This is a genomic window from Microbacterium sp. JB110, from assembly GCF_003335195.1.
Taxonomy (GTDB): domain Bacteria; phylum Actinomycetota; class Actinomycetes; order Actinomycetales; family Microbacteriaceae; genus Microbacterium.
Map to the genome: position 1 here is coordinate 125,676 of NZ_QPGM01000005.1, position 14,939 is coordinate 140,614.

A 14,939-nucleotide genomic window follows, 5' to 3' on the forward strand; every position below is an offset into this window, starting at 1 on the left:
AACAAGCGCATACGCCGCGCAAGGCGCAAACGAGAGATGCGGCGCGGCTCTTGATGCGGCGCACAGCAGAAGGGGCCGGGTGGAGAGAATCTCCGCCCGGCCCCTCGTCCCTTGCACCAAGAGTGTCCTGCAATCACATGTCGGTCGCCGCCACAGCAAAACGGCTTCCGTGGTTCCCACTGTATAACGGAGGAGTAACGCTTGTCACGCACTTTCGTTATTTTTCTGTGACATTCATCTCTCGTTCATCGAAGACGCCCAGGTTCTCGCCGCCGATCTCGGTCCGACGCGCGGGCGTCGTCGCCTCACGCCAGCCCGGCGTCGCGGGCGATCACGGCCGCGCGCATCCGGCTCGGTGCGCCGAGCTTGCTGAGCACGTTCGACACGTGGCTCTTCGCCGTCGGCTCCGACACGAACAGCGTCGTCGCGATCTGCGCGTTCGAGAGCCCCTGGCCGAGGGCGCCGAGCACCTCCCGTTCGCGCGGAGTGAGGTGCTCGATCTGCGCGGCCGCATCGGCCGCGGGGTCCTGCCTGCTCGATGCGCTTCGCGCGCGCTCCAGTACGCGCCGTGTGACCTCGGGGGAGAGCACGCCCTCGCCCGCCGCGACCCTCCGCACGCCGTCGATGATGTCGTCGGCCTCCGCTGTCTTCAGCAGGTAGCCGGCAGCTCCCGCAGCCAGCGCGCCGTCGACGTAGTCGTCGACCGCGAACGTCGTCAGCACCAGCACGGGGATCTGCAGCTGCGTGAGCTCCTCGGTCGCCGCGATCCCGTCGACGTGCGGCATCCGCACGTCCATCAGCACCACGTCCGGTTCCAGCGCGCGGGCCTGCGAGACGGCGATGCGGCCGTCGGCGGCCTCACCCACCACCTCGACGTCGTCCGACATCTCGAGCACCGCCCTCACTCCCGCTCGTACGGCGGCGTGGTCGTCTGCGATGAGAACACGGATCACGGTTGCTCCTTCTGATTCGATGCGCTGATGGCGGTCATGCGGAAAGGTCGGCGCCCAATGGAATCTCGACCCGCACGCGCCACAGGCCGTGCTCCGCACCGATGTGCCCTGTGCCACCGAGCGTGAGCCAGCGCGCGGCCATCAGCTCGGTGCCGAGCCCGGAGCCCTGGGCGTGCTCCGGGCGGGAGGGGAGGGGATTGTCGATGGTGATGCCGATCGTCCGGTCTCCTCGGTCGAATCGCGCATCGATCGGCGCGCCAGGTGCGTGCTTCGCCGCGTTCGCGATCGCTTCGCGACCGATGCGCTCCAGCGCGTTCGAGACGGGAGTCGACAGCGTGCCGGGGTCGCCGGCGAGCGTCAGCTCGACCCCGAACGCTTCCGCCTGGGCGCGCATGGCCGCCTGCGGATCGTGGGCGGTGGGACGTCCGTCCGCATTCCCCGCGCGGGTGCCGTCGACGCGCCCGTGCGGCTCATCCGGAACGTCGGCCGCCGTACCGTCGTCGGCGCGGTCCTGCGCGAGCACGCCGATCAGCTGGTGCAGCTCGCTGAGGGCCTCGTGACTGGAGGTGCGCATCGCCGTCACGGCGCGCGTCAGGGCAGGGTCATCATCGACGCGCGATGACATCGCGGATGCCTGCAGCGAGATCGCCGTGAGCCGCGCGGCGATCTCGTCGTGCAGCTCGCCGGCGACCTCCGTCCGCTCCGCCCGCACGGCGGCGGCCCGCTCCGCTTCGGCGGCGCGCGCGATCGCGTCGGCTCGATCCTTCTCCGCCGTCAGCAGCTCGTCGCGCTGGCGTACGGCCGTGCCCCACAGCAGGGGGGCGCCGTTGAAGAGCGTGACGGCGATGACGACGGCGATGACCTCGCCCACACTCTCGGCGCTGAACACGGGGCGCGCCTGCACGATGCCGGCTGTGATCACGCACGCATACACGATCGCCCGCCCCCGAGGAGAGGCGTACAGCATCGCCGCGTACAGCGCATCGACCATGGCGACGAGCGGGAGCATCAGCAGCGGCTCCGAGGCGAGTGCGATCGCGACCAACTGCGCGGCCGCGAGTGCGACGGCCGCCTCCGGCATGCGCCGCTTGGACAATGCGACCACGACCGAGACAGCGACGATCGGCCACAGCCACACGATGTCGATCGCGTCGAGGGGCAGCACCCATGCCCTCACATCGGCGAAGAACCAGGCAGCCACTCCCGCGGCGGCCAGCAGCACGGCAGCCGTGATGTCTCCGGCGAGCGAGCGGTAGCGCACGCCTGGCAGCACCCACTCGTCGAAGGGGAGTCGCAGGGGACGATCGTTCGGCACGCGTCCATCTCAGCACGTGAGCGGCGCGAGCAGATCATCCGAAGGGAGGATCCTTCGTGATCGCGCGCCTCGGTGCCGGCAGCGATCGGACATCCGGATGCTCGGCCGGTAGTGTCGGAAGCCCGAACGGAAGGACGCTCGCAATGGCAGAACCGATCCGGATCCCCGGTGTGACACTGAACGACGGCAGTCCGTTCGCCGAGCTGGGCCTCGGCACGTACAAGCTCACAGGCGACGACGGCATCGCCGCGGTCGAAGGGGGAATCCGCGGCGGCTATCGCGTGCTCGACACCGCGGTGAACTACGGCAACGAGCGCGAGGTCGGTGAGGGCGTGCGCCGCAGCGGCGTCGACCGCGACGACATCATCGTGACCACCAAGGTTCCCGGTCGTCACCACGGCTACGACGAGGCCATCGCCAGCGGCCGCGAGTCGAACGAGACGCTGGGCCTGGGCCGCATCGATCTGCTGCTGATCCACTGGCCGAACCCGAGCGTCGACAAGTACGTCGACACCTTCCGCGGCATGATCGAGCTGCGTGAACAGGGCGTCGTGCGCTCGGTGGGCGTCTCGAACTTCACCATCGCCATGCTGGAGCGGCTGATCGCCGAGACCGGCGTCACACCGAGTGTGAACCAGATCGAACTGCACCCGTACTTCCCGCAGGCCGAGCTGCGCGCCTTCCACGCAGAGCACGGCATCCGCACGGAGAGCTGGAGCCCGCTGGCCCGCCGCACGGAGCTGCTGCAGGAGGAGTCGCTGCTCGCCCTTGCCGAGAAGTACGGCGTCACCCCGTCGCAGCTGGTGCTGCGCTGGCATACGCAGCTGGATGCCACGCCGATCCCGAAGTCGTCGTCGCCGGATCGCCAGCGCGAGAACGCCGACGTGTTCGGCTTCGATCTCGATCCGGATGACATCGAGCAGATCGCTTCGCTCGAGCGCGGCCGCATCTTCGACGCCGACCCCGACGTGCATGAGGAGATGTAGTCAGGAGCCCTTCCGCGACAGCTTCGACGGCCACCAGATCGCGCGGCCGATGTCGTAGGAGAGCGCAGGAACCAGGAGCGACCTCACCACGAAGGTGTCCAGCAGTACGCCGAACGCGACGATGAAGGCGATCTGCGCCAGGAACAGGATCGGAATGATCCCGAGCGCGGCGAAGGTCGCTGCCAGTACGAGCCCGGCCGACGTGATCACGCCGCCCGTGATGGTCAGGCCGCGCAGCACGCCCTCGCGGGTTCCGGATGTCAGCGCTTCCTCGCGCACGCGCGTCATGAGGAAGATGTTGTAGTCGATTCCGAGCGCCACGAGGAAGACGAACCCGTACAGCGGCACGGCCGGGTCGGCACCAGGGAAGCCGAGCACGTGATCGAACACGAGCGCGGAGACGCCGAGCGCCGTGCCGAAGGAGAGCACGGTCGTGGCGATCAGCAGCAGCGGCGCGAGAATCGAGCGCAGCAGCATCATCAGGATCAGCGCGATCACGGCGAGCACCACAGGGATGATCAGGTTGCGGTCGTGGATCGACGCATCGTTCGTGTCGATCGCCGTCGCCGTCACCCCGCCGGCGACGGCGCCTGGCGCCTGATCCGACAGCTCATTCCGGATGTCCCTGACGACCTCCTCTGCTGCGGCCGAGTCCGAGGCGTCGGTGAGCGTGCCCTCGAGCATCGCGTCGCCGCCGACGATCGTCGGCTCGGGGGCGGGTGAACCGGGTACGAGGGCGGAGATGCCGTCGGATGTCACCGGCGCCGTGCCGCTTGGAGAATCGGACGCGACGACCGACACGGCATCGACGCCGTCGTGCGCCAGCAGCACGTCGGCGGCGTTCTGCAGGTCGTCCTCGGGTACGACGACTCGCACGGGCGTTCCTGACCCGCCGGGGAAGTGCTCACCGAGGGCGACCTGGCCGTCGCGTGCGGGAGAGGAGCCGAGTACGAGGTCCGACTGCGGCACCCCGGATGCCTCGAGCTGCGTCGCGCCGACCGCGCCCGCCGCCAGCACCAGCGCGGTGACGATCCAGACCGCGCGGGGGCGCCGGCGCACGAGCACCGCCATCTTCGCCCACACGCCCTTCGTCGGCACGCCAGGCTCCGCGGCCACGACATCCGGTTCGTACTTGGGCCGTCGCGGCCAGAACGCCGCACGACCGAACGCGAACAGCACGGCGGGCAGCAGCGTCAGCGCGGCGAGCATTGCGAAGGCGATGCCGATCGCCGCAACCGGACCGAGCGTGCTGTTCGACTTCAGGTCACTGAGAAGCAGACACAGCAGGCCCGCGATCACCGTGCCGCCCGAGGCGAGGATGGGTTCGACTGATGCCCGCAGCGCGCGAGTGGTCGCCACGGCCCTGTCGCGGTTGACGCGCAGCTGCTCGCGGAAGCGCGCGACGTAGAGCAGGGAATAGTCGGTGGCCGCGCCGATGACGAGGATGAACAGGATGCCCTGGGTCTGGCCGCTGAGCAGCAGCACTTCCCACTTCGCCAGCCACCACACCATCAGCAGCGCGGCACACAGTGAGAACATGCTCGTGGCGAGCACGGCGACCGGCAGCAGCAGCGATCGGTACACGAGCACCAGGATCACCAGCACGGCGAGCAGGGCGACCCCGAGCAGCAGTCCGTCGATGCCGGAGAAACCGGCGACGAGATCAGCGGAGAACCCGGCGGGGCCCGTGACGTAGGCGGTGACGCCGTCGGGCAGACCGTGGTTCACGGCATCGCCGATCGCCGCGACCGCGTCAGCGATGTCGGCGTCGTCGGCGACGGGCACGAAAGCCTGAGCGGCGAGACCGTCATCCGATGCGATCACGGGCGAGACATCGGAGGTCACATCCGGAAGGTCGGCGAGAGAGGCGACCTCGTCACCGATCGTCGCGAGCTGGTCTTCGGTGAGCTCCGTCTCTCCGACGAACACGGCGATCGCCGGAACGGCATCGGACTCGGTGAACTCCGGCAGGAGCTCCTGCACGCGCGTGGCGTCGGCGGACTCCGGCAGATAGGCGGTTTGATCATTGGAGGAGACCTCGTCGACTTTGCCGAAGTAGGGTCCGCCGATTCCGGCCGCCGTCAACCACGCCAGGATCAGCACGGCGGGCAGCAGCACGCGCAGCGGGCCGGAGCGGCGTCTGCGCGGATGGAGCTCGCGGCGGGTGCGCGTCGCAGCGTCGTGGGCGGTCATGTGGTCTCCTCCATCGGTCGCGCACCTGCACGGGCGGCAGCGCCATCGCTCCAATCTATGTCGTCGTGCCGCAAGACTCTCCGTGCCTGAGACCGGCGAGCCGAATCGGCGTGGGGCCGGCGGAGGAAGAGGTCGCGGCCGATGCCGTTGTCACGGTCGTACACACCGATCCGCAGCGCGTGGTCGGCGACATCACAGCGGCCATGCACGGTCCGACGATTGCGTCAGGGCGGACCTTCCGCAGCACCTCTATTGCGGATCGGCGGGGTTGCCGAGTAGACAGAGAGTTACCGGAGTCCCGTGAAGTCACCCGGGCCCCGCGAAGGGGAGGGGAACGACGTGAACGCAGAGATCGCCGCGCATCGCAGAGTGATCCGGCGCGAGTCGCACTCGTCGCGGTCCGCACCCGCCGCCTCCGTCGGCCCAGCCGCAGGCAGGGGCTTCCGATCAGATCCCGACGGGAACTCCCGCACAGGACAACTTCCCCGCAACCACGCGGGGCAGCGAGAGAGAGGAAGAATCGATGAGCGCTGAGGACAAGATCACGGCTGCCGCCGATAAGGCCAAGGGCAAGGCCAAGGAGACGATCGGTCAGATGACCGACGACGAGCGTCTCGAAGCGGAGGGCAAGAAGGACCAGGCCAAGGGCCACCTTCGCGACGCTGCAGAGAACGTCAAGGACACTTTCAAGAAGTGATCGGTGGAGCAGGGGGCGGCGCACACGTGCGCCGCCCCCTGCTCCATCACAACCCCGCGCCGCGGGCGGCAGCGCCCTCGGCACAACAGGAAGGACATACATCATGGGCTTTCTCGGTTTCCTGCTCCTCGGCCTCATCGCCGGAGCGATTGCAAAGCTGATCATCCCGGGCAAGCAGGCTGGAGGCTGGTTCGTCACGCTGCTGCTGGGCGTTGTCGGAGCGCTGCTCGGCGGGTGGCTCGGCAGCCTCATCTTCGACGTCGGGCTGGGATCGTTCTTCTCCCTCTCGACATGGCTGCTCGCGATCGGGGGCTCCCTGCTGGTGCTCGTGATCTACGGCGCGATCGCGGGTCGACGCGCCAAGAAGTAGGACCCGCTCCGCACGGGAGGAAGAGCCGGGGACATCGGGGGCTCGCGGGACAGCAGCGCCGCTGTCCCGCGAGCCCCCGATGTCGCGGGAGTGCCGGCAGAGCATGACGAGATGGTCGCGGCGTTCTCGACAGCGCTCCCCACCGCGAGATCATCGGGGCTCGCGCAGCTGACAGCGCCCCTGGCGCACACGGCCACCGACACGCCCGGGAGGGCCCGAGTTTGTGGGGTGTGCACGATCCGCGTAATGTTTTCTCCTGTCGCCGCCAAGAGGTGAGGTTGAGCCGGAAGGTTCCCATCCCAAGACGGCGACACAATCCCCCCGAAGAACCTGAGGCAGCTGCCGACGGAGCAGAGGTGGGAGGCTGCTCGTCTCTTGAGGGTCTCGGTTTGCGAGTCCCGGTGAGATGAGCTAGGCTTCTGAGGTTGTCCTTTCGAAGAGCTTCGGCTCGAAGAAGGCGATCACACGGTTCAGAAAGCATTCAGCTTCGGTTGAATAGACTGAATCGAAAGCCTTTCGGTTCGGAAAGCGATTCAGAATACGGATTGCTGAGAATGCGAAAGCCAAATGCAAAGCCATTCGAAATGCGGCGTGTCGCTTTTGCGACATGAACACTGATCGAATAGGCTGAGGAAGTTGCCCCGGAGGGCTGCGGCGGGAGTCGCAGGGCTGGGAGCGTCCGTTCCTTGAGAACTCAACAGCGTGCACTTGTCAAATGCCAAATTATCCTCGGCTCGTGTGTTTTTCACATGGGTTTGAGAATTCCTTTGGATCAATTATATATGAATCGTCAGCTTTTTGATGGTTCGTCTTTTTGGTCATGATTGAACTCGCTGCTTCGTCACCTTTTTCCGGTGGTGGAGTCGGCAACTGTTTTTTACGGAGAGTTTGATCCTGGCTCAGGATGAACGCTGGCGGCGTGCTTAACACATGCAAGTCGAACGATGAAGCTCCAGCTTGCTGGGGTGGATTAGTGGCGAACGGGTGAGTAACACGTGAGCAACCTGCCCCTGACTCTGGGATAAGCGCTGGAAACGGCGTCTAATACTGGATATGCACTGTAGCCGCATGGTTTGCAGTGGGAAAGATTTATCGGTTGGGGATGGGCTCGCGGCCTATCAGCTTGTTGGTGAGGTAATGGCTCACCAAGGCGTCGACGGGTAGCCGGCCTGAGAGGGTGACCGGCCACACTGGGACTGAGACACGGCCCAGACTCCTACGGGAGGCAGCAGTGGGGAATATTGCACAATGGGCGCAAGCCTGATGCAGCAACGCCGCGTGAGGGATGACGGCCTTCGGGTTGTAAACCTCTTTTAGCAGGGAAGAAGCCTTCGGGTGACGGTACCTGCAGAAAAAGCGCCGGCTAACTACGTGCCAGCAGCCGCGGTAATACGTAGGGCGCAAGCGTTATCCGGAATTATTGGGCGTAAAGAGCTCGTAGGCGGTTTGTCGCGTCTGCTGTGAAATCTGGAGGCTCAACCTCCAGCCTGCAGTGGGTACGGGCAGACTAGAGTGCGGTAGGGGAGATTGGAATTCCTGGTGTAGCGGTGGAATGCGCAGATATCAGGAGGAACACCGATGGCGAAGGCAGATCTCTGGGCCGTTACTGACGCTGAGGAGCGAAAGGGTGGGGAGCAAACAGGCTTAGATACCCTGGTAGTCCACCCCGTAAACGTTGGGAACTAGTTGTGGGGGCCTTTCCACGGTCTCTGTGACGCAGCTAACGCATTAAGTTCCCCGCCTGGGGAGTACGGCCGCAAGGCTAAAACTCAAAGGAATTGACGGGGACCCGCACAAGCGGCGGAGCATGCGGATTAATTCGATGCAACGCGAAGAACCTTACCAAGGCTTGACATATTCGAGAACACTGCAGAAATGTAGGACTCTTTGGACACTCGTATACAGGTGGTGCATGGTTGTCGTCAGCTCGTGTCGTGAGATGTTGGGTTAAGTCCCGCAACGAGCGCAACCCTCGTTCTCTGTTGCCAGCACGTAATGGTGGGAACTCAGGGGATACTGCCGGGGTCAACTCGGAGGAAGGTGGGGATGACGTCAAATCATCATGCCCCTTATGTCTTGGGCTTCACGCATGCTACAATGGCCGGTACAATGGGCAGCGATACCGTGAGGTGGAGCGAATCCCAAAAAGCCGGTCCCAGTTCGGATCGTAGTCTGCAACTCGACTACGTGAAGTCGGAGTCGCTAGTAATCGCAGATCAGCAACGCTGCGGTGAATACGTTCCCGGGTCTTGTACACACCGCCCGTCAAGTCATGAAAGTCGGTAACACCTGAAGCCGGTGGCCTAACCCTTGTGGAGGGAGCCGTCGAAGGTGGGATCGGTAATTAGGACTAAGTCGTAACAAGGTAGCCGTACCGGAAGGTGCGGCTGGATCACCTCCTTTCTAAGGAGCATCTGGCACTCTTTTGGGGTGTCCAGGCGTCGTGTGGGACCGAATGTGTCCTGCCGGCAGCTCATGGGTGGAACATTTGACATGCCATCGTTGATGGGTGATGTCGCTAGTACGTCTCTTTTTGAGGGGCTGGAACGTGGTGTCGTCCGGGGGCGGTGGCTGCACGCTGTTGGGTCCTGAGGGACCGGGCCTTGGGGCTTGGTTTCTTGTTGGGCCCACTTTTGCGCTCCCGGTTGGGGGTTGCGGGGTGGGCGCCGCCCGTACTTTGAGAACTACACAGTGGACGCGAGCATCTTATAGAGAGCGACATCGACCTTTTGGTTGGTGGCTCATGTGATTTTGTAAGTCTTTAAGAGCAAACGGTGGATGCCTTGGCATCTGGAGCCGAAGAAGGACGTAGCAATCTGCGATAAGCCTCGGGGAGCTGATAAGCGAGCTGTGATCCGTGGATTTCCGAATGGGGAAACCCCGCCAGGCGCATTCGTGTGTCCTGGTGACTCCCGCCTGAATATATAGGGCGGGTAGAGGGAACGTGGGGAAGTGAAACATCTCAGTACCCACAGGAAGAGAAAACAAAAGTGATTCCGTTAGTAGTGGCGAGCGAACGCGGATGAGGCTAAACCGAGTGTGTGTGATAGCCGGCAGGTGTTGCATGTTCGGGGTTGTGGGACCTTGTGTTCTCCTGCTGCCGCAGGGGTGACGTTAGAGAAGCGTGTAGACGAACGGTTTTGAATGGCCGGCCGGAGAGGGTGTGAGTCCCGTAGTCGAAACATGTGTTCTCGCGTTACGAGTGTTCCCGAGTAGCACCGGGCCCGTGAAATCCGGTGTGAATCTGTCAGGACCACCTGATAAGCCTAAATACTCCCAGATGACCGATAGCGGACAAGTACCGTGAGGGAAAGGTGAAAAGTACCCCGGGAGGGGAGTGAAATAGTACCTGAAACCGTTTGCTTACAAACCGTCGGAGCGACTTTAATTGTTGTGACGGCGTGCCTTTTGAAGAATGAGCCTGCGAGTTAGTGATACGTGGCGAGGTTAACCCGTGTGGGGTAGCCGTAGCGAAAGCGAGTCTGAATAGGGCGATCGAGTCGCGTGTTCTAGACCCGAAGCGAAGTGATCTATCCATGGCCAGGCTGAAGCGACGGTAAGACGTCGTGGAGGGCCGAACCCACTTAGGTTGAAAACTGAGGGGATGAGCTGTGGATAGGGGTGAAAGGCCAATCAAACTTCGTGATAGCTGGTTCTCTCCGAAATGCATTTAGGTGCAGCGTTGCGTGTTTCTTGCCGGAGGTAGAGCTACTGGATGGCCGATGGGCCTCAACGGGTTACTGACGTCAGCCAAACTCCGAATGCCGGTAAGTGAGAGCGCAGCAGTGAGACTGTGGGGGATAAGCTTCATAGTCGAGAGGGAAACAACCCAGATCGCCAACTAAGGTCCCTAAGCGTGTGCTAAGTGGAAAAGGATGTGGAGTTGCTTTGACAACCAGGAGGTTGGCTTAGAAGCAGCCACCCTTGAAAGAGTGCGTAATAGCTCACTGGTCAAGTGATTCCGCGCCGACAATTTAGCGGGGCTCAAGCACACCACCGAAGTTGCGGCATTGACATTTTTGGTAGGCCTTCGTGGTCCAGCCGTGTTGATGGGTAGGAGAGCGTCGTGTGGCGAGTGAAGCGGCAGAGTGATCTAGCCGTGGACGCCACACGAGTGAGAATGCAGGCATGAGTAGCGAAAGACGTGTGAGAAACACGTCCTCCGAAAGACCAAGGGTTCCAGGGTCAAGCTAATCTTCCCTGGGTAAGTCGGGACCTAAGGCGAGGCCGACAGGCGTAGTCGATGGACAACGGGTTGATATTCCCGTACCGGCGAAGAACCGTCCCAACCAATCCAGTGGTGCTAAGCGCCCGAATCCATTCACCGTCACCTTCGGGTGACACCGGATGGCCTAGCGCGCGACCCCATGCTGGTGCGGTTAGCGTATTAACAGGTGTGACGCAGGAAGGCAGCCCAGCCAGGCGATGGTAGTCCTGGTCCAAGTGCGTAGCCCGAGTCCTAGGCAAATCCGGGACTCATGAGGGTGAGACACGATGGGAATAAAAAGTGGGTGATCCTCTGCTGCCAAGAAAAGCATCGACGCGAGGTTCAAGCCGCCCGTACCCCAAACCGACTCAGGTGGTCAGGTAGAGAATACCAAGGAGATCGAGATAATCGTGGTTAAGGAACTCGGCAAAATGCCCCCGTAACTTCGGGAGAAGGGGGGCCCGCCACTTACTAGGTTTTACACCGAAAGGGTGTGTGGGCCGCAGAGACCAGTGGGGAACGACTGTTTACTAAAAACACAGGTCCGTGCGAAGTTGCAAGACGATGTATACGGACTGACGCCTGCCCGGTGCCGGAAGGTTAAGAGGACGAGTTAGCCCTTGGGCGAAGCTTTGAATTTAAGCCCCGGTAAACGGCGGTGGTAACTATAACCATCCTAAGGTAGCGAAATTCCTTGTCGGGTAAGTTCCGACCTGCACGAATGGCGTAACGATTCCCCAGCTGTCTCAACCACGAACTCGGCGAAATTGCATTACGAGTAAAGATGCTCGTTACGCGCAGCAGGACGGAAAGACCCCGTGACCTTTACTACAGCTTGGTATTGGTGTTCTGTGTGGCCTGTGTAGGATAGGTGGGAGACTGTGAAACCCGGACGCCAGTTCGGGTGGAGTCATTGTTGAAATACCACTCTGGTCATTTGGAGCATCTAACTTCGGACCGTAATCCGGTTCAGGGACAGTGCCTGGTGGGTAGTTTAACTGGGGCGGTTGCCTCCCAAAGAGTAACGGAGGCGCCCAAAGGTTCCCTCAACCTGGTTGGCAATCAGGTGGCGAGTGTAAGTGCACAAGGGAGCTTGACTGTGAGACTGACAGGTCGAGCAGGGACGAAAGTCGGGACTAGTGATCCGGCAGTGGCTTGTGGAAGCGCTGTCGCTCAACGGATAAAAGGTACCTCGGGGATAACAGGCTGATCTTGCCCAAGAGTCCATATCGACGGCATGGTTTGGCACCTCGATGTCGGCTCGTCGCATCCTGGGGCTGGAGTAGGTCCCAAGGGTTGGGCTGTTCGCCCATTAAAGCGGTACGCGAGCTGGGTTTAGAACGTCGTGAGACAGTTCGGTCCCTATCCGCTGCGCGCGTTGGAAGTTTGAGAGGATCTGACCCTAGTACGAGAGGACCGGGTTGGACGAACCTCTGGTGTGCCAGTTGTCCTGCCAAGGGCACGGCTGGTTGGCTACGTTCGGGATGGATAACCGCTGAAAGCATCTAAGCGGGAAGCCGGCCTCAAGATGAGACTTCCATGAACTTCGGTTCGAGAGGCTCCCAGCAGATTACTGGGTTGATAGGCCAGATGTGGAAGCACAGCAATGTGTGCAGCTGACTGGTACTAATAAGCCGACGACTTACACACTTCTTCACTAGCTCTTGCGAGCGCTCGCGTCCACTTTGTGGTTCCCGATGTACGGGCACCCACCCCCTCGAGACCACCCCTCCGCGTGGTCTCACCACAACAGGGGTACACATCGAAATATTTTCGGTGGTCATAGCGGGAGGGAAACGCCCGGTCACATTCCGAACCCGGAAGCTAAGCCTCCCAGCGCCGATGGTACTGCACCCGGGAGGGTGTGGGAGAGTAGGACACCGCCGAAACACTCTTACAGAAAAGCCCGCCCCTTCTGGGGGCGGGCTTTTCTGCGTGTGTGGTCAGCGGTGCGGAGTCGGCACCTTCGCCTGACGCGGTAGCCTGGCACGTGTGATCGAAGACATCCAGAAGCGCGCCTTGCACCGCACCCGCATCCTCGAAGGCCAGATGCGCGGTGTGGGCCGGATGATCGAGAGCGAAGAGTACTGCATGGACATCATCGCGCAGTCGCGCGCGATCCAGCGGTCGCTGGAGTCCCTGAACCGCCTGCTGCTCGAGAACCACCTCCGCACACACGTCTCCACGATGTTCGAGGAGGGCGGTGACCACAGGGAGCAGGCGGTGGAGGAGCTGCTGCGGGCGTTCGACTTCGACGGGCGATAGGCCAGACGCGTCAGACGGTCGCCGCCGGCGGCACATCGAGCTCCTTGATCGCGCGCCAGGCACACCACTGCGGCACTGCCGGCTCTCGTCCGTCGTGGGATCTGCTCTGCGTCGGCCTGTTGCGCAGCGTGCCCGTCGTGCCCGCTGAGACGCCTCCTCAGGCCTCCAGGGGGCCGAGCCAGGCGGTGGCCGCCGTTGCGTGCGCGGACTCCGGGTCGGAGGGGTGGAAAGCGCCGGCGAGCACGTCGCGATAGATGCGCGAGAGCTCGTGCGACGCGAAGAACGACGACCCGCCGGCGACCAGCATGGCTTCATCGGCGATCTGCTTCGCCGCCGTTGTGGAGCGGTGCTTGACCCCTGACAGCAGGGAGAACCAGCGAGGTCCGTGATCCACGACAGCATCGACGTCGTGCGACAGCGAAGCGATCTGCGGCGGCAGGGCGTCATAGGCGAGCCCCATGCCGGCCACGCGACGACGGATATCCGGGTCCTGGCTCAGCGCGCTGCCGGTCCTCTTCGACCTGCGCGCCGCAGCCGAGGCGACGGCGAGGTCGATCGCACGGCGCGCGATGCCCGTGTAGACGGAGGCGAGCAGCAGCTCGAAGGCCGCGAAGATCCCGAACACGAGCGGGTCAGGGCTCGGGCCCGCCGACACGATGCGCGCGACCCGGTCGGCAGGGGCCACGGCGCCGTGCAGCTGAGTCGTTCGGCTCTGTGTGCCCCGCATGCCGAGCGTGTTCCAGTCGTCGCGCGTGACGACCGCGTCGCTGCGCGGTACGAAGGCGTAGACGAGCCGGGGATCATCCGGATCCGTCGTGTCGAGGCCGTGCAGGCCGAGCTGGGTCCACACGGGCGCGAGCGAGGTGAAGATCTTCGTCCCCGTGAAGGCGTACGAGCCGTCGGGGCGGGGGTGTGCGGCCGTGTCGCTGCCGAACAGCACGAGATCGTTGCCCGCCTCGCTGATCCCGAATGCGAACACCTCGCCGGAGGCTGCGCCGGTGAGGACGAACTCGAGATCGTCGATGCCGCGGTCGCGCAGCACCTTCGCCACCGCCGTCCACACCAGGTGCATGTTGATCGCGAGCGCCGTGGCGGGCGCCGCGCCGGCGAGTTTCTGCTGCAGCACGGTCGCCTCTGCGAGACCGAGCCCCGCGCCGCCGAGCTCGGTGGGCACGAGGATCTTCAGGTACCCGGCTTCGCGCAGCTCGGCGAGATCGTCGTCGGGGAAGACGTTCTCCGCGTCGACCGCCGTCGCTCTGGACCGGATGCGTTCGAGCAGATCGTCGGGGAGATGGCCGCTGGTTTCGAACCCGTCGCTCATGCACGCCACTCTATTCTCGCGGCGTGCTGCGGGCTCCGGAATCCGTCGTCGTGCGGACGATCGCGACACGCCAGCGACACGCCGAACCGGTCTCTCCACAGGAATCGAATGTCGGAGGCCCGGCGTAGCGTTCGGGCTGTGGAGAAGACACGATCCGCATGGCGCGAACCGCGTCACGACGCGGTTCGCCGGGCTCCGTCCGGTGTGGACAAACCGGTGGACCCACCTGTGGGAAGTGTGGATAGGGTGTGGATAATCACATGGATGTAACTACTAGCCCTAGTGGTGCCACCGAACCGTCGCACCCATATGTAGTATTGAGGTCCCGGCCACAGGGTGCCGGAACATCAACGAGTCTCAAGGGGAGAGAGCATGTCGATCACCGTTTACACGAAGCCTGCGTGCGTCCAGTGCAACGCCACCTATCGCGCCCTGGACTCCAAGGGGATCGAGTACGAAGTGACCGACCTGTCGGAGGACCCAGCGGCCCTCGAGCAGGTCAAGTCGCTCGGCTACATGCAGGCGCCCGTCGTCGTCACCGACGATGGTCACTGGTCGGGTTTCCGTCCCGACAAGATCGACGAGCTCGCCAGCCGCCTGGCCTGATGACCGGGCGTCGCGTCGGAGCCGAG

General features: G+C 63.4%; 9 protein-coding genes and 3 rRNA genes. 8 read left to right on the top strand and 4 right to left on the bottom strand.

The features are described 5' to 3' along the window. Positions 1-305: 305 nt before the first annotated feature. Both CIK77_RS10455 and CIK77_RS10460 read right to left on the bottom strand, forming a co-directional pair. Entirely contained in the window at positions 306-953 is a 648-nt protein-coding gene (locus tag CIK77_RS10455) for a response regulator transcription factor (RefSeq protein WP_087054246.1), read from the bottom strand. Between the two features lie 34 nt (positions 954-987). Further along, positions 988-2,268, bottom strand: coding sequence for a sensor histidine kinase (locus CIK77_RS10460; RefSeq protein WP_087054247.1), 1,281 nt, complete (start codon positions 2,266-2,268; stop codon positions 988-990). Positions 2,269-2,411: 143 nt separating this feature from the next. On the opposite strand from CIK77_RS10460, the gene CIK77_RS10465 reads away from it, so the two are divergent. After that, the gene (locus tag CIK77_RS10465) at positions 2,412-3,254 is read left to right on the top strand and encodes an aldo/keto reductase (protein WP_087054248.1); all 843 of its coding nucleotides are present in this window, start codon (positions 2,412-2,414) and stop codon (positions 3,252-3,254) included. Here CIK77_RS10465 and CIK77_RS10470 read toward each other — a convergent pair whose 3' ends face one another. Beyond that, complete coding sequence (locus tag CIK77_RS10470) at positions 3,255-5,447, bottom strand: MMPL family transporter (RefSeq protein ID WP_087054249.1); 2,193 nt, start codon at positions 5,445-5,447, stop codon at positions 3,255-3,257. Positions 5,448-5,970: 523 nt separating this feature from the next. Here CIK77_RS10470 and CIK77_RS10475 point away from each other — a divergent pair. From CIK77_RS10475 to CIK77_RS10500, 6 genes are all read left to right on the top strand, one after another. Then, positions 5,971-6,144 carry a CsbD family protein gene (locus CIK77_RS10475; protein WP_087054250.1) on the top strand — a complete coding sequence of 58 codons (174 nt, stop codon included), beginning with the start codon at positions 5,971-5,973 and terminating at the stop codon, positions 6,142-6,144. A gap of 103 nt (positions 6,145-6,247) precedes the next feature. Continuing rightward, positions 6,248-6,514, top strand: a complete 267-nt coding sequence (locus CIK77_RS10480) for a GlsB/YeaQ/YmgE family stress response membrane protein (RefSeq protein WP_087054251.1) — start codon at positions 6,248-6,250, stop codon at positions 6,512-6,514. Positions 6,515-7,390: 876 nt separating this feature from the next. Further along, positions 7,391-8,917, top strand: a 16S ribosomal RNA gene (locus tag CIK77_RS10485). A gap of 348 nt (positions 8,918-9,265) precedes the next feature. Further along, positions 9,266-12,371, top strand: a 23S ribosomal RNA gene (locus tag CIK77_RS10490). Between the two features lie 122 nt (positions 12,372-12,493). Further along, positions 12,494-12,610, top strand: a 5S ribosomal RNA gene (rrf, locus tag CIK77_RS10495). The 16S, 23S and 5S rRNA genes sit together here, the layout of an rRNA operon. Before the next feature lie 103 nt (positions 12,611-12,713). Continuing rightward, positions 12,714-12,986, top strand: coding sequence for a metal-sensitive transcriptional regulator (locus tag CIK77_RS10500; protein WP_087055966.1), 273 nt, complete (start codon positions 12,714-12,716; stop codon positions 12,984-12,986). A 157-nt stretch (positions 12,987-13,143) separates the two neighbouring features. Here the strand turns inward: CIK77_RS10500 and CIK77_RS10505 are convergent, their stop codons facing one another. Next, on the bottom strand, positions 13,144-14,307 hold the full coding sequence (locus CIK77_RS10505) for an acyl-CoA dehydrogenase family protein (protein WP_087055965.1): 1,164 nt from the start codon (positions 14,305-14,307) through the stop codon (positions 13,144-13,146). A 372-nt stretch (positions 14,308-14,679) separates the two neighbouring features. Here CIK77_RS10505 and nrdH point away from each other — a divergent pair, with 372 nt between their 5' ends. Beyond that, positions 14,680-14,913, top strand: a complete 234-nt coding sequence (gene nrdH, locus CIK77_RS10510; RefSeq protein ID WP_087055964.1) for a glutaredoxin-like protein NrdH — start codon at positions 14,680-14,682, stop codon at positions 14,911-14,913. Positions 14,914-14,939: the final 26 nt, after the last annotated feature.

Coding starts and splice junctions, on each gene's coding strand:
- CIK77_RS10505 (WP_087055965.1), bottom strand. CDS start 14,307: ATGAGCGACGGGTTCGAAACCAGCGGCCATCTCCCCGACGATCTGCTC.
- CIK77_RS10465 (WP_087054248.1), top strand. CDS start 2,412: ATGGCAGAACCGATCCGGATCCCCGGTGTGACACTGAACGACGGCAGT.
- CIK77_RS10480 (WP_087054251.1), top strand. CDS start 6,248: ATGGGCTTTCTCGGTTTCCTGCTCCTCGGCCTCATCGCCGGAGCGATT.
- nrdH (WP_087055964.1), top strand. CDS start 14,680: ATGTCGATCACCGTTTACACGAAGCCTGCGTGCGTCCAGTGCAACGCC.
- CIK77_RS10470 (WP_087054249.1), bottom strand. CDS start 5,447: ATGACCGCCCACGACGCTGCGACGCGCACCCGCCGCGAGCTCCATCCG.
- CIK77_RS10475 (WP_087054250.1), top strand. CDS start 5,971: ATGAGCGCTGAGGACAAGATCACGGCTGCCGCCGATAAGGCCAAGGGC.